Raw genomic sequence first — 19976 nt, 5'->3', positions numbered from 1 at the left:
CCCCGATGGCCCGGCTGGTGCCGCCGTACCCGCTGTTGAAGAACACGGTGACCGTGCTGCCCATGCGATTTCAGACGGCGGCCGCGTTGTTCTTCACGCAGACGCCCTGGCCGTTGCCGGCGCTCTTGACACCGAACCCTGCTGGTCACTGTTGAAGTAGAGGCAGAACTCCCCTGCCTCGCAGACTCCGTCGCGGGCCGTCGCCGCGTTCGCCGGAGCCGTGCCGAACAACACGCTGAGCAAGGAACCCGGAGAGAATCAGTCGCAGTGTTCGAAACCGCTGGTGTAGCTGGAAGAACCGACCATGCCGCCCCACTTGACGCACTTGCCGGGGGCCTTCTTCTTGACCGGACCGGCGTAGTAGCCGTACTCGTCCCGGTCGGTCGTCCGCGCCGCGCCCTGCACTTCCAGGAAGGCGCCGACGTCGGAGGCGGTACCGATCTTGGTGGTCTTGATCGCGACCACGCAGTTGTACCCGTTGGAGGCGTTGTACAGCAGGGAGACGCGGGCACCCGTGACGTTCGCGCCGTCGATGACCTTGTAGCCGTCGCCGCAGGCCTCTTCCGGCGTGTACGGGTTGGTGGAGCCACCGCCGCCGCAGTTGTTGCTCTTGTAGCTCTTCAAGCCGTAGTACAGCGCCTGCGAGCCGTTCATCACGACACGCTGCGGGGTACCGCCCTTGAGCTGCTCGAAGTGCAGGTGCGCGCCGTCCGAGTTGCCGGTGTTGCCGACGTTGCCGATCTTCTGGCCCTGCGAGACGCTCTGGCCGACCGAGACGCTCTGCGCGGAGAGGTGGGCGTAGCGGGTGGTCCAGCCGCTGCCGTGGTCGATCTCGATCCACCGGCCGTAGCTGGCGTTGCCCTCGTTGCGGACCTTGCTGACCTTGCCGGCCGCGGACGCGACGACCACGTCACCCTGGGCGTCGGCGCGGCTGAAGTCGATGGCCGCCAGAGGGTTGTGCGGGCGCGGGTCATTCGGGCCGCGGGTCTGGCCCGTCCACGTCTGTCCACACGGGAACGGCATCTGCCAGTTGGTCGCGGCCGACGCCTGCGGGCCGCCGATCACCAGCACGCCGACGCCCACCGCCAGCCCGGCGATCGCGGACAACATTCTCTTGATGTTCATGACTTCCTCACTCAACCGAAGATTCGACGGACCTTGGAGTACGGCGTGCCGTGGTTGTGGAGATCACTGATCCGGATGCTCTGCCCGTTGCGCGGCGGCGAGGCCTCCAGGATCTTGTTGCCGCCCAGACAGATGGCGACGTGCGCGGTGGGATCGGGGTCGTTGTCGGAGCGGCCCCGGAAGACGAGGTCGCCCGGCAGGCGAGAGCCGATGGCCACCGCGCGGCCCTTGGTGTTCTGCGCACCGGTCCAGGCACCGATGTCGAGGCCGGCGCGTACAGCGTGAGGCCCGAGCAGTCGTGACCGAGCCGGTTGTAGTGGATCTTTCTTAGATGCGGGAAGGTCAGTCGGTGATGTAGCCGGTCATGGCGCGCCCCCTCAGCAAGCGCTCGACGCGAGACGGGCGGTGCGGTGCACGCCGCCGGAGTCGACGTAGAGCACCTCGCCGCGGGCGCAGCCGGGCGCGTAAACCATGTTTCCCCAGTGGTTTCCGGGCGTTCCGGCCGCGACGAAGCCGACGTGGTCGCTGCTCGACCAGACCGTGATGCGCAGAGCCGAGTCGCCACCCGAGTAGTTCGAGATCCGCACCCAGTTCGTCCTGCAGCCGGGCGACCAGCGCAGCTCCGCCGTACCGCCCGCGTACATCGGCGCGGTGTCGGCCGTCGTGGAACCGCTGCCGCATCCGGCGGACACCGGGTCCTTGTCGTTGCATCCGCGCCCGCCGCAGGACGCCGCCTGCGCGTCCGGCGCCATGATGAGCGTGAACGCGGCCGCGGCGATCAGGGCTGTCGGCTTCATGGCGCTGACCCTGCTGAGCAGCGCTCACAGCGACCTGACAGCTACACCCCGTCAGATGTCAGCGAGGTGTCAGAAGGGCACGTCAGTGAGCGGTGCGCGATCGGTCAGCGGAGGTGGCCATGGTGGCGCCATGACGTGGTTGCGCAAGCCCTGGGTGGGACCGTTGGCGTTCGTGGTGGTGGCGTTCGTGGCGTTCTCGCTGCCGCCGTATCTGACCGGTGATCGTCTACAGGCACGCGTGCAGTCGGACTGGGGACCGCACTACCCCTTGCTCGTCGTGCACGTCGCCTGCGCGTCGATCGCCATCCTCACGTGTGTGGTGCAGATCTGGCCGTGGTTCCGTGGCCGCTTCCCCACGTGGCACCGCCGCATCGGCCGTGTCTACGTGTTCGCCGGTGTGTTGCCTGCCGGACTCTCCGGCCTGGTCATCGGCTACATGACCCCGTTCGGCCCGGTGGCGATGGTCAGCACCCTCGTGCTGTCGGTGCTGTGGCTGACGTTCACGTGGCTGGCGTGGCGCGCGGCCCGGCAGCGCCGGTTCCGCGACCACCGCAAGTGGATGATCCGCAGCTTCGCGCTGACCGTCTCGATCATCACGAACCGGATCTGGGGCGTGATCGGCTTCCTCGCCTTCGCCGACCGCGTCCCCGAGTCGGAGCTGCCGCACACGATCGCCGGGATCTCGACGTGGGCAGGGTGGACGATCCCGCTGCTGCTCTCGCAGTGGTGGTTGGAACGCAGGCCTCGCCGTCGTCAGGCCCCGGTCGAGCAGCGTGAAACCGTTCCCGTGTGACGTTCTGGCGGCTACGGTCGGCACTCATGAGGCTACTGCTCGCTGTCTTGATGATGGTCGTCCTCGCCCCCGTCGCGTCCGCCGCGCCGGCCACGCCCACGGCGCGCTGCGAGTTCATCCCGACGCCGGACAACCCGGCCGCCCGCCCGGTCCAGCCGCCCAGCGCCGTCGTGCCCGCCCGCGGGACGGTGAAGGTCACCATCGTGACGAACTACGGCGTGGTCATCGCGGACCTCGACCGCGCCAACGCCCCGTGCGGCGTGGAGAACTTCGCCCACCTGGCGCGGAGCTGGTTCTACACGATGTCGCAGTGCTGGCGGCTGACCGACACCACGCGCCTGGGCGTGCTCCAGTGCGGCGACATCTACCGCGCCGAGGAGGGCGGGCCCGGTTATCGGTTCGCCGACGAGGTGACCGGCAAGGAGACCTACCCGCGCGGCACGATCGCGTACGGGAACCAGGGGCCGGGCACGAACGGCAGCGAGTTCTTCATCGTGCACTCGTTCGCCAACATCGCGCCGAACTACACGGTGATGGGCCACGTCACCTACGGCATGGACACGCTCGACCGGATCGTGAAGGCAGGGATCGTGCCGCAGCCGGACGGCCTGCTGGACGGCGCGCCGAAGAAGCCGGTCAAGATCGTGCACGTGCTCGCCCACTAGTTGCCCGTTTTCCAGGTAGTCGCCGTTTCGTTGAAACGGCGACTACTTTGCGTTTGGCGCCGGAATAGCGTCACGAGAGCGCGGCGTGTTGACATGTTACCGAAAGGCGAAAATCCGGTACGCGATCTCCGTCACAGCTTCTACCAGCGCATATTAACCCAGATGAACCATCGACAATTAAGGGCGATTTGATAGTTGATGTGATCCCGCTCGCCCTCAGGAATCAATTCCGCAGCTCCCGCGCTTCCGTCACCTGAATGGCGGCTGTACCAGCCAGTAGCCTGATTTTCGGTTATTTGAGGAGGCACAGGAGTGGCACCCGAGTTCGAGCCGGCTCGACTCGACGACGTCGACGATCTGCTGAAGCTCTACCGGCGGGCACACGGCGCGAACTACCCGATCGCGATGGGCACCGACCCCGACGTCATGGCGTCCGAGATCGAGGCCGCGCACACCACGTGGCTGGTGTGGCGCCGCGACGGCCAGGTCGTCGCCTCGATCACCGGGCACGTCGAGAGCGCGGACCGCCTCGGCAAGATCGCCGGGCTGGTCGTGGATCCAGGCGCTCAGGGCGGCGGCATCGCGCACCACGCCGTCGGGCAGATCACCGGGCACATGCTCGCGAGCGGCGACGTCGACTCGGTCTACGGCACCGCGCGCACGATCCACCTCGCGCCGCAGAGAGTGTGTCTGCGCAACGGGTTCCACCCGCTCGGGCTCGTGCCGAACCTGTTCAAGCACGCCAAGCGCGAGACGATGACGTTGCTGGCCAAGCACCGCGACGGTGTCCTGGAGCAGCGGGCCGAGGTGCACAAGGTGCCCGCAAGCCTTCGGAGGCTCGTCACCGCTACGCACGCTCTGGTCGGTCTGCCGACGTTGCCGGAGTTCGTGGAGGACACCGCTTTCGGAGCCGGTGAGGTGTCACGGCTGGAGGTCGTCGAGGCGCCGCAGTTCGTGCAGCGGCACTTCGAGCACACGATCAACGACCCGGCGCGGCGGTTCTACCCGTTGCACAAGCCGAACGTGCTGCTGGCCGACGAGCAGGGCGAGTACCAGATCTACGGGCACCTCAACCGTCACGACGGTTACTGCACGATCTTCGGTGCCACACCCAGTCCCCAGGCACTCCTCCCGCACCTCGGTGGCGTGATCGACACGCTGGCCGGCCTGGGCGCGCCGCACGTCGAGACGCTGGTGCCGTTGCACGAGTTCGACGAGCTGAGTGCGTTGCTGGCCTTCGGTTTCCTGCCGGTGGCGCTGTACCCGGCGATGCGCAAGGACGGCGACGTCTACCACGACTACGTCGTCATGGTGCACACGCCGCAGCCGCCGGACTTCCGCGGCCTCGCGATCGACGAGGCGTTCCGGCCCTTCACCGAGCAGTACATCGAGCTGTGGACGCAGAAGTTCCTCAACACCAACGGAGTCTTTCGAGCATGAACCCGCACCTCGGACCGGCAACGGTGCCGGACCCCTCGCTCGGTGCCGTCCAGGCGCTGTGCGACATCGCGGCGCCGTACGACCACAGCGACACGGACCTGTTCCTGGAAGCCATGAACGAGTCGAACCGCTGGCACGCCCAGCGCAACGAGTTCTTCCGCAGCCTGTGGAACGGCAAGCCGCTCAAGGACATCACCGACCAGCCGTTCGTGCACGCCAACTTCTTCAAGATGCACGAGGTGCTGTCGGTGCCGCGCGACGAGGTCGTCGTGCACGCCACCTCGTCCGGCACGACTGGGCAGAAGTCGCAGATGTTCTGGGACGCCTGGACGTTGCGCGCGGGCCAGCGGATGGTCGCGCGGATCTACGACCACAACGGGTTCATCGACGCCGAGCCGGCGCACTACCTGATCAACCTCAACCAGCCGACGCCGAACGTGAAGCTGGGCAGCTCGTTCACCGGGCAGTTCATGACCGACTTCGCGCCCGTGGAGTCCGTCGACTACGGCCTCGCGCACACCGGCACCGGACACGAGTTCGACGCGTTCGGCAGCATCCGCGCGCTGCAGAGGTTCGCGGACAGCGGCCGGCCGGTGCGGATCTTCGGGTTCCCGGCGTTCCTGAGCTTCACCATCGACCGCATGCGCGCGATGGGCGTGGAACCGTTGCGGCTCAACGAGCGTTCGATGGTGTGGTTCGGCGGCGGCTGGAAGGGCAACGCGGACAAGCAGATCTCCAAGTCCGAGCTGCGGTCGAAGGTCACGGACATGCTCGGCATCCCGGACGCGCGGATCCGCGACAGCTATGGCTCTGTCGAGCACTCGGTGCCGTACGTCGAGTGCCCGCACCACAACCTGCACGTGCCGACGTGGTCACGTGCGATCGTTCGGGACGTCCGGACGCTGGAACCGTTGCCGTACGGCGAGTCCGGCTACATCCAGTTCGTGTCCCCGTACATCACCTCGGCGCCCGCGCAGAGCGTGTTGATGGGCGACCTGGCCGCACTGCACGCACCTGAGGAGTGCGGTTGCGGCAACGAGACCCCGTGGTTCGAGATCCTCGGCCGCGCCGGCGTCTCCCGCAACCGATCCTGCGCCATCGCCGCAGCAGAACTCTTGAAGGGCAAGGCATGAACCGGCATCTCTGGCAGGGCGAGTGGATCGACGACGACGCTGTCGCGTTGCGGCTGGACACGTTGGACGACCTCACCCAGCAGGTCATCACCGGGCCGCGCCTGAACCCGCTCGTCGTGCTCGCCGCCGCCGAGAAGCTGGACCTGGAACAGCACCGCGCGTCGCTGGTCTCGTGGGGCCTCGACGAGGTGGAGATCGACGAGACGCTGGAGGCGCTGCGGCACGCGCTGAGCCGTGTTTCGTTGGAACGCAAGCTCAAGCGCGAGCTCGGCAACCTCGACCCGGCGCGGATGGTCCGCTTCGACTTCCGCGCGCCTGTCTACGAGGCCTGGGTGCCGCTCGGGCTGCTCGCCCACGTGACGGCGGGCAACGCACCGGTCGCCGGCGTGCTGAGCGCCGTCGAGGGCCTGCTCTCCGGCAACCTCAACGTCATCAAGGTCGCGTCGGACGACTCGGGGTTCACCGCCGAGGTGCTCGCTTCGCTGGCCGCGCACGACCAGACCGGCCAGATCGCCGCGCGGCTCGTCGTGCTGCACTTCTCCTCTTCGCTCACCGACTGGATGTCGCGCATGCTCGGCGCCGCCGACGCCGTCGCGGTCTGGGGTGGCGAGGAGGCGATCACCGGCGTCACCGAGCTGGTCAGGCCCGGCACGCGGGTGATCGACTGGGGCCCGAAGCTGTCCTTCGCCTACCTGACCGGCGACTCGTGGTCCGATGTGGACACTCTGCACGCGCTGGCGGCGGACGTGTGCCAGCTGGAGCAGCAGGCGTGCTCAAGCCCGCAGGTGATCTACCTCGACACCGAGGACCCGGCCGAGGTCTTCGCGTTCGCCGAGCGGTTCGCCTCCGTGCTGGAGTTGACCGGCCCCCCGACCCGTGAGCCGTCGCAGGCCGAATGGGCGGAGATCACGAACACCGTCGTCGTCACGCAACTCGAAGAGCACCTCAGGCTCACGAAGGTGCACACCGGTGACCACTGGCGCGTGCTGGCGGACGTCCGTTCCGCGTTGCGCACCTCGCCGCTGTACCGGACGGTGTGGGTGAAGCCGTTGCCGCGCAAGCAGATCACCTCCGTGCTGCGACCGATGCGCCGCTACCTGCAGACCGTCGGTCTCGCGGCGGACCGGCCGGACACCGCCGCACTGGCGCGTTCGTTCGTCTCGGTCGGCGTGCAGCGGATCACCACGCCGGGTTCGATGCTCGGCGGCTACAGCGGCGAACCGCACGACGGCGTCTACGCGTTGCAGCGCTACAGCAACCGGGTGTCCGTGCAGCTCGACGACAGGTTCGCCGCGGACGCCTCGCTGGACGACCTGGCCGAGTCGCGGCAGCTCCCGGTGCCTTCGGTACCGGTGACGTTGAAGTCGGACTTCGAGACGTTGCAGGACCGTCCGGCGGACGTGTACTTCCGCAGTGGCGGCAGCTCCGGCGCCCCCAAGTTGTCCGCGTACACCTGGGCGGACTGGGACGAGCAGATGTGGGTGGGCGCCGAGGCGTTGCTCGCCACCGGCCTCGACCCGCGCCACGACCGGATCATGAACCTGTTCTTCAACGGGCACATGTACGCGAGCTTCGTCAGCTTCTTCTCCGCGCTGGAGCGGATGAACGCCGTGCAGTTCCCGATGGGCGGTGAGTGGGGTCAGCTCGACGCGATCGCCCAGGCCATTGTGGACAACCGCGTCGACACGCTGCTGACCGCGCCTTCGTTCGTGCAGCGGCTCTTCGCCGAGCACGGTGACCAGCTGAAGCAGTACGGCGGGATCCGCAAGATCTTCTACGCGGGCGAGCACTTCGGCGCGCAGGCCATCGCCCGGCTGCGGGACGAGTTCGGCGTCGAGGTGATCCGCTCGGCGGCCTACGCGACCGTCGACGCGGGCCCGGTCGGCTACCAGTGCCAGGCCTCGTCCGGCAAGGTGCACCACCTGTTCACCGGCCTGCACACGCTGGAGATCCTCGATCCCGAGACGGACCAGCCCGTCTCGTTCGGCGAGCCCGGCCGGCTGGTCTTCACCACGCACACACGGCGTGGCCAGCGGCTGGAGCGCTACGAGATCGGCGACCTCGGCCGCTGGGTCCCCGGCGACTGCCCGTGCGGCCGCCAGACGCCGCGGTTCGAGCTGCTGGGGCGCACCGGTGACGTGTTCCGGGCCGCCGCGCAGACGTTGAACTACCGGCGGTTCCTCACGATCCTGGAGGACGAGTACAGCTACGCCGGCGCGTTGCAGATCGAACTGAACGAGGACGCCGGCGGCGAGGAGCTCGTCGTGCGGATGGAACGCGACCGCGCACCCGAACCTGCCGCCACCCACATCACGTTGCTGTCGAAGTACGGCGAGGTCGCCGAGGCGGTCGAGCAGGACTCGTTGCTGACCGTGCGGGTGGAGAACGTTCCGCTGGCGGGCTTCCTGCGGACGAAGAGCAGCGGCAAGTTGATCGCGGTCGTCGACCAGCGCAGCAGCAGGAGTGTGTGAACGATGTCCGTGCTCGACCTCATCTGCTACGCCCGCACGCACTCCCCGTTCTACAAGGAGCTGTACGACGGCTACGACTCCTCGACGCCGTTGGCCGAGCTGCCGGTGATCGACCAGGCCGCGTTCTGGGCCGCGAACACCATCCGCCACAACCAGGTGCTGACCCGCGCGCACACCGACGGCCTGATCTTCAAGACCGGCGGCACCACCAAGGCTCCTCGCGTCTCCTTCTACACCAACGAGGAGTGGGACGCGATGTGCCGCACGTACGCGGAAACGCTGCCCGCGGCGGGACTGCGGCACGGCGACCGGATCGCGAACCTCTTCGCGGCGGGTGAGCTGTACTCCAGCTTCATCTTCGCGCTGAACTCCCTGCAACGCTCGCCGATCGACCTGGTCCAGCTGCCGATCACCGGCAGCGCGCCGGTCGAGTTCACGCTGACCACCATGCAGGACTTCGACGCGACCGTCGTCGCGGGCTTCCCGACGACGCTGTGCCGGCTGGCCTCTCACGTCGTGGCTTCTGTCGGCTCACTGCCTCTGGTGCGGCTGATCCTGTTCAGCGGCGAGGCCCTGTACGAAGACCAGCGTTCACTTTTGTCCGAGGCGTTTCCCGGCGCCGAGTTCCGGTCGTTCGTCTACGGCAGCGTGGACGGCGGGATCATCGGCACGGCGGTGCTCGGCTCGGACGACGCGCGGGTGTTCCGCTCCTTTGTGGACAGCTCGGTGCTGGAGATCGTCGACGTCGACACGGGCAAGCCGATCACCTCCCCCGGCAGGCCGGGCCGGTTGCTCCAGACCGACCTCACCCGGCGGTTGCAGCCGATGATCCGCTACCCGGTCGGCGACCTGGCCGAATGGGTCGACGTGGAGGACGGCATCTTCCGCCTGCTCGGCCGCGCCGACGAGGGCGCCAGGGTCGGCCCCGTGACGCTGCACCTCGACCACCTGCGGGCCGCCGTCGACCGCGCCGGTATCGCGCACAACGGCGTGCAGGTCGTGATCCGCCGGGTCGACGCGCGCGACCAGCTGGTGTTGCGGATCGCCGGTGGAGAGCAGGAGTTCGAGGCTGTCCGGAACGAGGTGTACGTGATCAGCCCGCGGTTCGAACTGCAGGTCGGACGCGGCGTGGTCGCGCCACTGGCGGTGGAGTGGGTGCCCGCGTTGGAGGTGAATCCGCGCACAGGCAAGACCGTGCGGCTCATCGACGAGCGTCCCGTGTAGTTAGTGTGTTCCGGTGCGAAAGATCCTGGTCATCGGTATCGGCGCGGGCAACCCCGACCACCTGACGGTGCAGGCCGTGAAGGCGTTGCAGACGGTGGACGTGTACTTCGTGCTGGACAAGGGGTCCGTGAAGCAGGAGCTCGTCGACCTGCGCGCGTCGATCCTGGAAGCGCACGTGACGCGGCCGTACCGCTGGGTCGAGGGCCGGGATCCGGAACGCGACCGGAACCCCGCCGACTACGTCGCGACGATCGATGCCTGGCGCCGGGACCGCGCCGATGTCGTCCTGGGTTTGCTGTCGGACCTGGGCGAGGGCGAGGTCGGGGCGTTCCTGGTGTGGGGCGACCCGTCGCTCTACGACTCGACTTTGGCGATCCTCGACGATCTGCTGGCCCGCGGCGAGTCGTTCGAGGTGGAGGTCATCCCGGGTGTGACGTCCGTGGCGGCGCTGACGGCGGGCCACCGGGTGTCGCTGAACCAGGTCGGCAAGCCGGTGCAGATCACGACCGGCCGCCGCCTCGCCGCCGGGTGGCCGTCCGATGTGGACGACGTGGCCGTGATGCTGGACGCGTCGTACTCGTTCGAGGGCGTCGACCCCGACACGTGGATCTACTGGGGCGCCTACCTCGGCATGCCGGACGAGATCCTGGTGTCGGGGCGGGTCGGGGACGTGGCCGCGGAGATCCGCAGGGTTCGTTCCGAGGCGCGGGAGCGCAAGGGCTGGATCATGGACACCTACCTGCTGCGCAGGCCCTGATCAGTGCAGGAACGGCAGCGTGCAGTACCGGCGGCCTCGGGTGACCTGAGTGACCTCGTGCAGCAGTGAGCACGAGAACACCAGTGCTTCGCCCTTGTTCGCCCGGTAGGTCCTGGCGCCGTACTCGGGGAACCTGAGCTCGCCGCCCTCGAAGTCGTCGCTGAGGTTGACCGTGACGGCGAACCTGCGGTGGGCGGTGGCCGGCGTGGTGTTGTCGCGGTGGGCCTTGAAGTGGCCGCCGTTGTCGGCTTCGTAGCAGGCGATGATCCAGCGTTCGACGCGCGTGGCCGTGAACTGGAACGCTCGCTGGATCTCGGGGAGCAGCCTGCGTTCGACGCGCGCCTTCAGTTGCTCGCGGTACGGGTCTTCGAGCGTGAGGTCCTGGCGGCGCTTGTGGTTGTGGTCGTGGACGATCTCCGTGCGCCCCTCGGCTGTGCGCATGAAGCCGCTGTCGGTGCCGCCGGTTCGCTCGTAGTGCTTGATCAGCTCGTCGCAGAACTCCGGCTCCAGCACGCGCGGAACCGTCAGGACCGGTGCGGCCAGGTCGGTGTTGCGTGAGGCCGGGATCGGCTCGCCCCGCGCGATGATCGACTCGACCCTGAGGTTGGCGTCGAGCAGCGCCGAGGCCTTGCCGATGCCGTACTTCGCGGCGATCTGCCCGTCGTCGACGATGACCGTGACGCCTTCGGGCGGGTCGCACGGCTTCTGCACGACCCAGACCAGGTTGTCGTTCTGCCGCAGGTGTTCGTCCAGCTCGTCCACAAAGGACAGGACGGTCGGTTTTCCGGCTTCCTCACTGAACCAGTAGCCGCCGTCCGCGTTCCTGATCGCGAACAGCGGCGCCCGGTCTCCCGGCGTGAGCATCAGAGCGTGTCGTTGCCGTCCGGCAGCATCAGGACGTCGTTGCCGTCCGGCGCGATGAGAACGTCGTTGCCCTGCGGTGCGATCAGGACGTCGTTGCCGTCCCGCACTTCGGCTGCCTGTGCGGCGTCGCCCGTCATGGCCGTCGCGACGATCACCGAACCCGCGATCAGAATCTTGCGCACGTTCCCCACCCCCAGTAGTGGTTTCCCGCGATCCTGACTTAAAGCCTACTCGGCGATCAGCCGCTGTACGGAGCGTTCGACGAGCTCACGGGTCGCGTTCGGGGTGCTGAACGCGAGGATCGACATGTGCACGACCAGGTCGAGCAGGTCCGTGGCGTTGAACGCCGCCGTGATCCTGCCCTCCATCTGCGCCTGCGCGATGGCCTCGATCTTGTGCCGGTGGGACTCGACCTCGGCCTTCGGAAGGTCGCTGAAACCGTTCTCCAGACGGTGGTAGGCCGCAAGCCTGAGCAGTTGTGGCCTCTCCAGGTAGGAGTCGAACAGCCGGCCCGCGTAGCCGGGCAGGTCCTCCGGCGTGATCGGGACCTCGTTGATCATGCGGTCGATCTGGATCTTCAGCAGCTCGTCGAACAGACCCTCCTTGCTGCCGAAGTAGGCGTAGATCATCGCCTTGTTGCAACCCGCCTTCGCCGCGATGCGGTCGACCCGCGCCCCGGCGATCCCGTACTGGGAAAACTCCTCGAGCGCCGCGTCCAGCAACTTGGCCTTGGTCGCTTCCTTGTCCCTCACCACTCCTCCATCCTAACCAACCGGTTGGTCGCGACAACTAACCAGTTAGTTGACACGCCGCCGCGAACGTGGTTGCCTAGTTCTAGCAACCAAACAGTTAGTTAGTCCAACCAACCGGTCAGTCAGGAGCAGGTCATGAAGGTCGCACTGGTCACGGGTGCCTCGTCGGGGATCGGCGAGTCCACGGCAGTTGAGCTGCACAAAGCCGGTTACACGGTGTACGCGGCGGCGCGCCGGGTGCAGCGGATGGAAGGGCTCGCCGCGCAGGGCATCCGGGTGCTGGAGATGGACGTCACCAACGACGGGTCGATGATCGACGGGGTCAAGAAGATCATCGCGGAGGCCGGGCGGATCGACGTGCTCGTGAACAACGCCGGGTACGGGTCGTACGGCGCTGTCGAGGACGTGCCGCTGGACGAGGCGCGGTACCAGTTCGAGGTCAACGTGTTCGGGCTGGCGCGGCTGGTTCAGCTGGTGTCGCCGCACATGCGGGAGGCCGGGCGCGGGCGGATCATCAACGTCTCGTCGATCGGCGGGCGGATCTACGAACCGCTCGGGGCCTGGTACCACTCGACGAAGTTCGCGGTGGAGGGGCTGAGCGACTCGCTGCGGCTCGAGTTGAAGCCGTTCGGGATCGACGTCGTGGTGATCCAGCCCGGTGGGATCAAGACCGAGTGGGGCGGGATCGCGGTCGAGAACCTCAAGAAGACCTCTGGCGGCGGGGCCTATGCGGGGCAGGTCAAGCAGTTGGCCGGGTTCTTCTCGCAGATGGATCGCGGCAGTGAGCCGAAGGTCATCGCGGACGTCATCGTGAAGGCGGCCGAGGCCAGGAGGCCGCGCACGCGCTATGCGGCGGGGTTCGGGGCGCGGCCGATCCTGTTCGCGCGCAGGGTGCTGTCCGACCGGGCGTTCGACGCGATGTTCCTCGGGGCGATGCGCCGGTTCGCCTAAGGCGTGTTCCTCCCGTCTGAGCAGGTACCTTCGGTTCAGAACCACCGAGGGGAGTCGGGTGCACGAGGGGCTGTCGCCGGAGGCCGAGAAGCTCTACCTGGCGATGCTGCGCGGAGACGACGGCGCGGAGGCCGGCCCGGCGCGCGCGGAGCTCGAACGACTCGGGCTGATCAGGAACAACGACGTGCGGCCGCCGCGGTCGGCGCTGGCCGCGATCGCGTCCGGGCACGAGGCCGCGGCCGTCAGAGCCAGGGAGACCGCCGAGTTCCTGGCCGCCGCCTACGCCACCCGTGGCGCGAAAGAGGTCGACTTCGTCGAGGTGCTCAAGGACGCGGCCGAGGTGATCAGCGCGTTCGAGGAGATGCAGAGCCAGGCGAAGTCGGAGATCCGGGCGCTCGACCCCGGTTCGTACCTGAGCCCGCAGCCGGAGGCGAGTCCCGCACAGCCTCCGGCGCTGGCCCGCGGCGTCGGCTATCGGGTCGTGTACGAGTCGGCGCTGCTGCAGACCGAGCGGGGGTTCGCGTCGGTGCAGGAGAGCATCGCGGTGGGCGAGCAGGCGCGGACGTTTCCCGGTGTGCCGCTCAAGCTCGTGATCGCCGATTCGGACCGGGCGTTGATCGCGGTGCCGACGGTCACCGGCGGGAACGTGGTGGCACTTCTCATTCACCCGTCCGTGCTACTGAGCGCGCTCATCGAGTTGTTCGAGGCGTTCTGGCGGATGGCGGTGTCGATCACTCCCGGCGGCCAGGAGGTCACCCGGGAGGAGCCGACCACCGCGACCCGGAGGCTGATGGCACTGCTCAGCGCGGGTCTGACGGACGAGTCGATCGCACGTGAGCTAGGGATCAGCGAGCGCACGGTGCACCGCAGGGTGAGCCGGTTGCAGCAGTTGCTGGGTGCGCAGACGCGGTTCCAGCTCGGCGTGCAGGCGTCACGGCGCGGTTGGCTTTAGTCACCCAAGGTAATTGAGAAACTGATCTTCATCACTCTGTGAACACGTTTGGTGACGGTTTCCAGACATGGCGACTTTCTGCCATCACCCAGGAGTGTTAAACGCGTGGTTTTCCCCTTCTCCTCTGTTGCAAGCGCGGCCTCACCCGGCCGTGCGGGGGCAGGAAGGGATCCACCAGTGAGGAAGTACTTCAGAGGCGGCATCGCCGCGCTGACAGGGGCACTGATCGCGACGAGCATCGTGCTCACGCCGGCGGCCGGCGCGGCGGCCAAGCAGGACCCGGACACGCAGAAGCTCGCGGGCGCGCTCGCCACTCAGAAGGTGACCTGGGAGGAGTGCGCCTTCCCCGGCGTCGCTCCGGAGACCGTCGCGAAGTTCAAGACCGTCAAGGGCCTCGCCTGCGCGACCATCCAGGTCCCGCGCGACTGGCACAACCCGGCCGACGGCAACACGATCGGCATCCGCGTCTCCAAGACCGAGACCGCGTACAAGGGCACCAGCCGTCAGGGCATCGCGCTGGTCAACCCCGGTGGCCCCGGCGGCTCCGGCCTGCCGTGGGGCGCGGCGATGGCCCTGCGCACCCCGGTCCTCGCCGGCCAGTACGACTTCATCGGCTTCGACCCGCGCGGCGTCGGCCTCTCCTCACCGCTCACCTGCAGCTACACCGTCCCGAACAGCACTGACATCAACGTGCTGAACAAGGCCAAGGTCGACGGCTGCCTCGAGAACCCGCTGACCCAGTTCATCACCACCGAGCAGACCGCCTACGACATGGACTTCATCCGCGTCGTGCTCGGCGAGAAGAAGATGAGCTACATCGGCTACTCCTACGGCACGTGGCTCGGCACCTGGTACGCCGCCACGTTCCCGAGCAAGGCGCACCGCTTCCTGCTCGACTCGGCCGTCGACGCCTCGCAGTCGACGCTGGAGAACACCTGGGACCTGCAGCCGCGCACCCGCGACCGCCAGTTCCAGGAGGCGCTGCTGCCGTTCATGGCCCGCAGCGACGCCAAGTACGGCCAGGGCACCGACCCGATGGAGATCCGCCGCAACTGGGAGAAGGCCGGCGGCACCCGTGAGTTCATCGGGCAGCTGTTCGTCGCGTGGTTCGTGATCCCGGCGATGTACGACACCTCGCAGTACCACGTCGCCGCGTCCGCGGTGGCCTCGGTGATCGACGCCGCCGCGCAGGGCACCGAGTCGGAGAAGGTCGAGCAGATCGTCGCGAAGATGCTGACGATCCCGGGCCTCACCGACGAGAACAAGGCGTTCATCGCGAAGGCCAAGACCAACGCTCTCGCCGCGATCGCCAAGAAGGAGCGCGTCGCGGTGAAGACCACGACCGCCGCCGCCGAGGTCGAGACCTGGGACGCGACGTTCGAGGCGATCCGCTGCCAGGACGGTCAGTGGAACCAGAACCTGCACTACTGGAACTACTGGCTGGCTGACCTGACCGTGAACGCGCCGTTCATCGCGCCGTTCATGAGCACGCCGCTGTGCGCCTACTGGCCGACGAAGAACTCGATGCCGAAGCCGGACAAGAAGACGTTCCCGCGTCTGCTGGTCGCGCAGTCCGAGCTCGACGCCGCCACCGCGTACGAGGGTGGCCTCGCCACGGCGAAGGCGCTGCCGAACGCCAAGCTGATCAGCGTCGACAACGAGGGCTCGCACGGCCTGTTCCCGTACAACACGGACTGCGTCGACGACCCGATCGTCTTCTACTTCCAGACCGGTGCCACCCCGCGCAAGCAGTTCACGGGCTGCCAGGCGCTCCCGCTGCCGAACGAGGACAAGACGTTCGACGTCGGCGGCAAGCTCACCAACGGCAAGGTGAAGATCAAGATGATCACGCCCGCGGTGAAGGAAGCCAACAAGATCGTCAAGGACCTGCTGAGCGGTTCCTCGACGGCGGCTGCCGACGAGTCGGGCATGCCGGCCAACCTGTAACACCCCCTTCAGAGCTGCGGCCCTCGGCACGCTGTGCCGGGGGCCGTTTCCATGCGCGGACTTCCTAGCGCTGCCACCACTTCTTGCGGATCACGTCGATGATCACGCAGGTGATGTTGTCCGGGCCGCCGTTGCCGTTCGCCAGCGCGATCAGCTGCCAGGCCGCGTCTGTTCCGTCCTCTGTGGACAGCAGGATCTCGTGGACGTCGTCGATGTCCGTGTAGTCCGTCAGGCCGTCGCTGCACAGCAGGTAGCGGTCCTCGACCTTGGCCTGGTGCCAGGTCAGGTCCGGGTCGTGCGAGTTGCCGGACTGCAAGGCGCGCAACACGTAGGCGCGGCGCGGATGGACCAGCGCCTCTTCCGGCGTCATTCGGCCCGCGTCCACCAGTGCCTGCACCATGGTGTGGTCGTGGGAGATCTGGCGGAGCTCGCCTTCCCTGAGCAGGTACGCGCGGGAGTCGCCGATGTGCGCCAGCTGGAAGGCGAGGCCCTCCCAGCGGATGGCGGTGAGGGTGGTGCCGGCGCCCTGGGGCGTCTCGGCGTCGAGTCTGCGCGCGATCTCGGAGACCGCGGGGCCCAGGTCGCCCTGCCAGCCGGCTAAGACGTTCACCGCGAGCGCGCTGGCCACTTCGCCGTGCTCGTGGCCGCCCATGCCGTCCGCCACGGCCTGCAGGTCCGCGCGGACGTAGACCGAGTCCTCGTTGTGCTCGCGAACGAGCCCAGGATCGGTCGCCACGGCGATGCGCAGCTCGTGTGTCATGTCTCCAGTACACCAGTTGTGAAGTGAGTTCACAAGCAATACGGTTGTGAACATGGATGAGACGGTCAACGCCGGTGACATCGCGCGCCTCGCTGATGTGGGGCGGGCGGCGGTGTCGAACTGGCGGCGGCGGTTCGAGGACTTCCCGGCGCCGGTCGGTGGGACGGCCTCCAGTCCGTTGTACCTGCTGCGCGACGTCGAGTCATGGCTTCGGCGCAACGGAAAACCGTTCCGGGTCTCGCCGGCCGAGCGGCTGTGGACCCAGCTGCGGACCGCGGACGACCTGAAGCTCGGTGAGGCGCTGGCCGCGGTCGAGGCCGACGCGCAGACGTTCGAGTTCCTGCACGAGCGCTATCTCGAAGCCCACTCACGGCTGTTGAACCCCACTCCGCCCGAGGTCATCGAGGTCGTGCTGGCGACGACCGACGGCGACACGGTGATCGATCCGGCGTGCGGCACGGGAAGTCTTTTGAGGGCCTCCAAGGCGCGGAACAAGATCGGGCAGGAGCTGGATCCGGTGTCGGCGGTGATCGCGCGGCGCCGGATGCCGCACGCGCAGATCTTCACCGGCGACTCGTTGCGGCACAACGGCGTCCAGGAGAAGGCCGACGCGGTGGTGTGCGATCCGCCGTGGCACGACCGGACGTGGGGGCACGAGGAACTGGTGGGCGACGCACGCTGGACCTACGGGCTGCCGCCGCGCGGCGAACCCGAGCTGGCGTGGTTGCAGCACTGCCTGTCGCTGACGAAACCGGGCGGGCTGGTCGCGGTGCTGCTGCCGTCGGCGGCGGCGTCCCGCAGGCCTGGCAAGCGGATCAGGGGAAACCTGCTCCGCGCCGGTGCCCTGCGCGCGGTGATGACCGTGCAGCCGGGCCGCGATCTGTGGCTGCTGCGGAACCCGATCGGCCGCGCGCCCGAACAGATCGCCCTGCTGGAGGCGCCTGGACCGCTCGACCCGAACACGCGGGTGATCGACCTGCTGGACGACGACGTCGACCTCAGTCCGTCGCGCCGCACCGGCACCGACGCGTCCGCGTACCTCGCGGCGCAACCGACGTTCGGCCTCGCACCTCTGCCCGAGTTGCGGGAACAGGCCGCTCCCCCGATGACGACGATCGGCGAACTGGTCCGCGCGGCCCCCGGCAAGCACGTCGTCACGTCGCCGACGGGCGCGACGTACGAGATCGATCCGCGCAAGGTCGACCCGGACTTCCTCGAGGGTGTGCTGCGCGCCGCGTTCGCCAGGACGCCGACCGGCTCGACCCGGCTCGACGTGCGCCGGACGCAGGTGCCGTCGCTGCCGCTGGCCGAACAACGACGGTACGGACAGGCGTTCGCGCAGCTCAAGGCACTGGAAGCAGGCCTGAACGAGGCCGCCGCGCTGGTCCGTTTGGGCTACAATGGACTCCTGGGCGGACAGGTCGGGCCGGCGTGATTCCGGCAGATTCACCCGTTCGGGACGTCCTGAAACGCTGTTACGGTCGCCTCGCGTACGAGGAAGCGCGGGGTCAGCGAACAGGCGACGGCAGTTAGGCTTCCCGGGTGCTGATCGCCGACCGCTATGAGATCGACGACCTGCCGCTGGGGCGGGGTGGCATGGGTGCCGTGCACAAGGGGCGGGACCTGCGCCTGGATCGACGGGTCGCGGTCAAGCTGCTGCGCCTGCCCGGCAGCGATGACGAGGTGGCGCAACGCTTCGCGCGCGAAGCGAGGATCGTCGCCAAGCTGGAGCACCCCGGAGTGCCGGTCCTGTACGACTTCGGGACGTACGAGCAGCGCCTGTTCCAGGTCATGCAGTTCGTCGACGGCGTCACGGTCGCCGACCTGGTCGGCGAGTTCGGGCCGCTGCCCCAGGCGTGGGCCGCGAACATCGCCGCGCAGACCGCAGCGGTCCTGGCCGCCGCGCACGAACGCGGCATCTGCCACCGGGATCTCAAGCCCACCAACCTGATGCTGTGCCCGGACGGCGCGGTGAAGGTGCTGGACTTCGGGCTCGCGCTGCTGCGGGAGAGCGACGTCGCGCCGTTCAGCCGAGCCGGCCAGATCCTCGGCACGCCCTCGTACATGGCGCCCGAGCAGATCCAGCGCGGGATCGCCGAGCCGCGCAGCGACCTGTACGCGCTGGGGTGCGTGCTGCACGAGATGCTGACGGGCGACCAACTCTTCACCGGGCCGACGGCGTACGCGGTGTTCGACAAGCACGTCAAGGAACCGCCGCCGCGGCTGCCCGGCGCTCTCGACCCGGTGGTGCAACGGTTGCTGGCCAAGGACCCCGGCGGGCGGCCTGCGACGGCGCTGGAGGTTTTCGAGGATCTGCAAGGGTTTGCGCAGGATCCACCGGCGTTGCCCGGTTTCGTGCGGGACGGTTCGACGGCGATGTATTCCAGCGTGCAGGTCAGGCCGGGATTCGGTTCACCTCGTGATCACCGGTCGCCCACAGGTGCTGCACCGCGTACGCCCGCCACGGTCGCCACGCCTCCGAGCGCCTGACCAGCGCGGCCGGTGTCGACGGCAGGCCCAGGGCCTCTGCGGCCAAACGGATTCCGAGGTCGGTCGGCAGGAACGCGTCGGGATCGCCCAAAGAGCGCATCAGGATCGACTCGACGGTCCACGGGCCGAAGCCGGGCAGCGACGAAAGCCATTCACGCGCAACGGCTCGGTCCGCGCCCGGCGACAGGTCCAAACCGGACTCCAGAGCACCGAGCAACGCGGCCATCGTGCGGCGGCGGGACTCGGGCATCGCCAGGTCCGCGGGATCGAACGACAGCGGGAACAGGAACAGGTCGCCCACCGGCGTCCCGTGAGCGGCGACTAGGCGTGCGGCGTGTGTGCGCGCGGCCTTCGTTGAGACCTGTTGGCCCAGCACGGCGCGGATAGCGAACTCCGCGCCATCCACCGTGCGCGGCACACGGCGGCCGGGCGCGGCGGAAACCAGCGGCGCCAAAAGCGGATCCGCGGACAACGCAGCATCGACCACGAATGGATCGGCGTCGAGGTCGAGGAGAAACCGGCAAAGGTCTAGAGCACTAGCCAAATCGCGAGAATCGGAGAGTTCCAGCGTGCAGGCGACGTGCTCCGGGAACGGCTGCAATGCGACGATGCCGAATCCGCAAGGAAGTCGCAAGGTTCGCCGGTAGACACCGCCCCGCCACTCCTCCACTCCGGGAACGGCGGTGGCGATGAGGTGGCCGAACAGGTTGTCGGGACACAGAGGTGCTTGAAAGTGCAAGTGTTCCGAGAACGTGTCGAGCTGCATGTCCACCAGCATGGCGCCATTCCAAGCGAGACGCTGGCGGGAAAGCGACATCATTCTGGACGGGGCCAACCGGGTGACCTGCTTCGCGG

General features: G+C 68.0%; 21 protein-coding genes. 13 read left to right on the top strand and 8 right to left on the bottom strand.

Annotation, left to right across the window (positions count from 1 at the left end; genetic code table 11):
- Window positions 1–5: 5 nt before the first annotated feature.
- Complete coding sequence (locus BM417_RS49180; RefSeq protein WP_245821899.1) at window positions 6–155, top strand: hypothetical protein; 150 nt, start codon at window positions 6–8, stop codon at window positions 153–155.
- Between the two features lie 103 nt (window positions 156–258).
- Here the strand turns inward: BM417_RS49180 and BM417_RS13350 are convergent, their stop codons facing one another.
- The 3 genes from BM417_RS13350 to BM417_RS13340 all read right to left on the bottom strand — a co-directional run bounded on the left by BM417_RS13350 (window position 259) and on the right by BM417_RS13340 (window position 1922).
- Window positions 259–1125, bottom strand: coding sequence for a M23 family metallopeptidase (locus BM417_RS13350; RefSeq protein ID WP_093592384.1), 867 nt, complete (start codon window positions 1123–1125; stop codon window positions 259–261).
- Window positions 1126–1136: 11 nt separating this feature from the next.
- Window positions 1137–1385, bottom strand: a complete 249-nt coding sequence (locus BM417_RS13345; RefSeq protein ID WP_281251320.1) for an NlpC/P60 family protein — start codon at window positions 1383–1385, stop codon at window positions 1137–1139.
- Between the two features lie 117 nt (window positions 1386–1502).
- The gene (locus BM417_RS13340; protein WP_093592378.1) at window positions 1503–1922 is read right to left on the bottom strand and encodes a DUF2690 domain-containing protein; all 420 of its coding nucleotides are present in this window, start codon (window positions 1920–1922) and stop codon (window positions 1503–1505) included.
- Between the two features lie 130 nt (window positions 1923–2052).
- On the opposite strand from BM417_RS13340, the gene BM417_RS13335 reads away from it, so the two are divergent.
- The 7 genes from BM417_RS13335 (at window position 2053) to cobF (ending at window position 10405) form a co-directional block, all read left to right on the top strand.
- Window positions 2053–2715: a DUF2306 domain-containing protein gene (locus BM417_RS13335; protein ID WP_093592376.1), complete on the top strand. Its 663-nt coding sequence runs from the start codon at window positions 2053–2055 to the stop codon at window positions 2713–2715.
- Window positions 2716–2741: 26 nt separating this feature from the next.
- The gene (locus tag BM417_RS13330; protein ID WP_093593690.1) at window positions 2742–3380 is read left to right on the top strand and encodes a peptidylprolyl isomerase; all 639 of its coding nucleotides are present in this window, start codon (window positions 2742–2744) and stop codon (window positions 3378–3380) included.
- 312 nt (window positions 3381–3692) lie between these two features.
- A complete protein-coding gene (locus BM417_RS13325) occupies window positions 3693–4820 on the top strand; it encodes a GNAT family N-acetyltransferase (RefSeq protein WP_093592373.1) in 1128 nt (375 codons plus the stop codon).
- Complete coding sequence (locus tag BM417_RS13320) at window positions 4817–5953, top strand: LuxE/PaaK family acyltransferase (protein ID WP_093592370.1); 1137 nt, start codon at window positions 4817–4819, stop codon at window positions 5951–5953. Before BM417_RS13325 ends, BM417_RS13320 begins: the two co-directional genes overlap by 4 nt.
- Window positions 5950–8424: an acyl-CoA reductase gene (locus BM417_RS13315; RefSeq protein WP_093592368.1), complete on the top strand. Its 2475-nt coding sequence runs from the start codon at window positions 5950–5952 to the stop codon at window positions 8422–8424. Before BM417_RS13320 ends, BM417_RS13315 begins: the two co-directional genes overlap by 4 nt.
- Window positions 8425–8427: 3 nt before the next feature.
- Window positions 8428–9648, top strand: a complete 1221-nt coding sequence (locus BM417_RS13310; protein ID WP_093592365.1) for a phenylacetate--CoA ligase family protein — start codon at window positions 8428–8430, stop codon at window positions 9646–9648.
- A gap of 13 nt (window positions 9649–9661) precedes the next feature.
- A complete protein-coding gene (gene cobF, locus BM417_RS13305) occupies window positions 9662–10405 on the top strand; it encodes a precorrin-6A synthase (deacetylating) (RefSeq protein ID WP_093592362.1) in 744 nt (247 codons plus the stop codon).
- On the opposite strand, the gene BM417_RS13300 is transcribed toward cobF, so the two are convergent.
- The 3 genes from BM417_RS13300 to BM417_RS13290 are packed head-to-tail and all read right to left on the bottom strand — an operon-like array spanning window position 10406 to window position 12021.
- Window positions 10406–11269 (bottom strand): 2OG-Fe(II) oxygenase, encoded by an 864-nt coding sequence (locus BM417_RS13300; RefSeq protein ID WP_093592359.1) that lies wholly within the window; start codon window positions 11267–11269, stop codon window positions 10406–10408. It abuts the gene before it with no gap.
- A complete protein-coding gene (locus BM417_RS13295) occupies window positions 11269–11451 on the bottom strand; it encodes a hypothetical protein (protein ID WP_143138629.1) in 183 nt (60 codons plus the stop codon). Before BM417_RS13295 ends, BM417_RS13300 begins: the two co-directional genes overlap by 1 nt.
- Before the next feature lie 45 nt (window positions 11452–11496).
- Window positions 11497–12021: a TetR family transcriptional regulator gene (locus BM417_RS13290; protein WP_245821897.1), complete on the bottom strand. Its 525-nt coding sequence runs from the start codon at window positions 12019–12021 to the stop codon at window positions 11497–11499.
- A 135-nt stretch (window positions 12022–12156) separates the two neighbouring features.
- On the opposite strand from BM417_RS13290, the gene BM417_RS13285 reads away from it, so the two are divergent.
- The 3 genes from BM417_RS13285 to BM417_RS13275 all read left to right on the top strand — a co-directional run bounded on the left by BM417_RS13285 (window position 12157) and on the right by BM417_RS13275 (window position 15871).
- Window positions 12157–12972: an oxidoreductase gene (locus tag BM417_RS13285; RefSeq protein WP_093592350.1), complete on the top strand. Its 816-nt coding sequence runs from the start codon at window positions 12157–12159 to the stop codon at window positions 12970–12972.
- 58 nt (window positions 12973–13030) lie between these two features.
- Window positions 13031–13924 (top strand): helix-turn-helix transcriptional regulator, encoded by an 894-nt coding sequence (locus tag BM417_RS13280; protein WP_245821896.1) that lies wholly within the window; start codon window positions 13031–13033, stop codon window positions 13922–13924.
- A gap of 177 nt (window positions 13925–14101) precedes the next feature.
- On the top strand, window positions 14102–15871 hold the full coding sequence (locus tag BM417_RS13275) for an alpha/beta hydrolase (RefSeq protein WP_245821895.1): 1770 nt from the start codon (window positions 14102–14104) through the stop codon (window positions 15869–15871).
- A 64-nt stretch (window positions 15872–15935) separates the two neighbouring features.
- On the opposite strand, the gene BM417_RS13270 is transcribed toward BM417_RS13275, so the two are convergent.
- Complete coding sequence (locus tag BM417_RS13270; protein ID WP_093592347.1) at window positions 15936–16631, bottom strand: PP2C family protein-serine/threonine phosphatase; 696 nt, start codon at window positions 16629–16631, stop codon at window positions 15936–15938.
- A gap of 52 nt (window positions 16632–16683) precedes the next feature.
- Between BM417_RS13270 and BM417_RS13265 the strand changes: the two genes are divergently transcribed.
- The gene (locus BM417_RS13265) at window positions 16684–18066 is read left to right on the top strand and encodes an N-6 DNA methylase (RefSeq protein ID WP_177320410.1); all 1383 of its coding nucleotides are present in this window, start codon (window positions 16684–16686) and stop codon (window positions 18064–18066) included.
- Window positions 18067–18173: 107 nt separating this feature from the next.
- Complete coding sequence (locus tag BM417_RS13260) at window positions 18174–19121, top strand: serine/threonine-protein kinase (protein ID WP_093592342.1); 948 nt, start codon at window positions 18174–18176, stop codon at window positions 19119–19121.
- Here the strand turns inward: BM417_RS13260 and BM417_RS13255 are convergent.
- Window positions 19027–19899 (bottom strand): DNA-3-methyladenine glycosylase family protein, encoded by an 873-nt coding sequence (locus BM417_RS13255; protein ID WP_245821894.1) that lies wholly within the window; start codon window positions 19897–19899, stop codon window positions 19027–19029. The two genes, BM417_RS13260 and BM417_RS13255, sit on opposite strands and share 95 nt — an antisense overlap.
- Between the last annotated feature and the right edge of the window lie 77 nt (window positions 19900–19976).

This window comes from Lentzea waywayandensis, from assembly GCF_900115955.1.
GTDB classification, from domain to species: domain Bacteria; phylum Actinomycetota; class Actinomycetes; order Mycobacteriales; family Pseudonocardiaceae; genus Lentzea; species Lentzea waywayandensis.
The sequence above is the reverse complement of the archived record's forward strand: the minus strand, read 5'-3'. Positions and strand labels throughout refer to the sequence as shown.

What these genes read in the sequence shown, in the direction of transcription:
- BM417_RS49180 (WP_245821899.1), top strand. Translation starts at nt 6, where the DNA reads ATGGCCCGGCTGGTGCCGCCGTACCCGCTGTTGAAGAACACGGTGACC.
- BM417_RS13350 (WP_093592384.1), bottom strand. Translation starts at nt 1,125, where the DNA reads ATGAACATCAAGAGAATGTTGTCCGCGATCGCCGGGCTGGCGGTGGGC.
- BM417_RS13340 (WP_093592378.1), bottom strand. Translation starts at nt 1,922, where the DNA reads ATGAAGCCGACAGCCCTGATCGCCGCGGCCGCGTTCACGCTCATCATG.
- BM417_RS13335 (WP_093592376.1), top strand. Translation starts at nt 2,053, where the DNA reads ATGACGTGGTTGCGCAAGCCCTGGGTGGGACCGTTGGCGTTCGTGGTG.
- BM417_RS13330 (WP_093593690.1), top strand. Translation starts at nt 2,742, where the DNA reads ATGAGGCTACTGCTCGCTGTCTTGATGATGGTCGTCCTCGCCCCCGTC.
- BM417_RS13320 (WP_093592370.1), top strand. Translation starts at nt 4,817, where the DNA reads ATGAACCCGCACCTCGGACCGGCAACGGTGCCGGACCCCTCGCTCGGT.
- BM417_RS13315 (WP_093592368.1), top strand. Translation starts at nt 5,950, where the DNA reads ATGAACCGGCATCTCTGGCAGGGCGAGTGGATCGACGACGACGCTGTC.
- BM417_RS13310 (WP_093592365.1), top strand. Translation starts at nt 8,428, where the DNA reads ATGTCCGTGCTCGACCTCATCTGCTACGCCCGCACGCACTCCCCGTTC.
- BM417_RS13300 (WP_093592359.1), bottom strand. Translation starts at nt 11,269, where the DNA reads ATGCTCACGCCGGGAGACCGGGCGCCGCTGTTCGCGATCAGGAACGCG.
- BM417_RS13285 (WP_093592350.1), top strand. Translation starts at nt 12,157, where the DNA reads ATGAAGGTCGCACTGGTCACGGGTGCCTCGTCGGGGATCGGCGAGTCC.
- BM417_RS13270 (WP_093592347.1), bottom strand. Translation starts at nt 16,631, where the DNA reads ATGACACACGAGCTGCGCATCGCCGTGGCGACCGATCCTGGGCTCGTT.
- BM417_RS13265 (WP_177320410.1), top strand. Translation starts at nt 16,684, where the DNA reads ATGGATGAGACGGTCAACGCCGGTGACATCGCGCGCCTCGCTGATGTG.
- BM417_RS13255 (WP_245821894.1), bottom strand. Translation starts at nt 19,899, where the DNA reads ATGCTGGTGGACATGCAGCTCGACACGTTCTCGGAACACTTGCACTTT.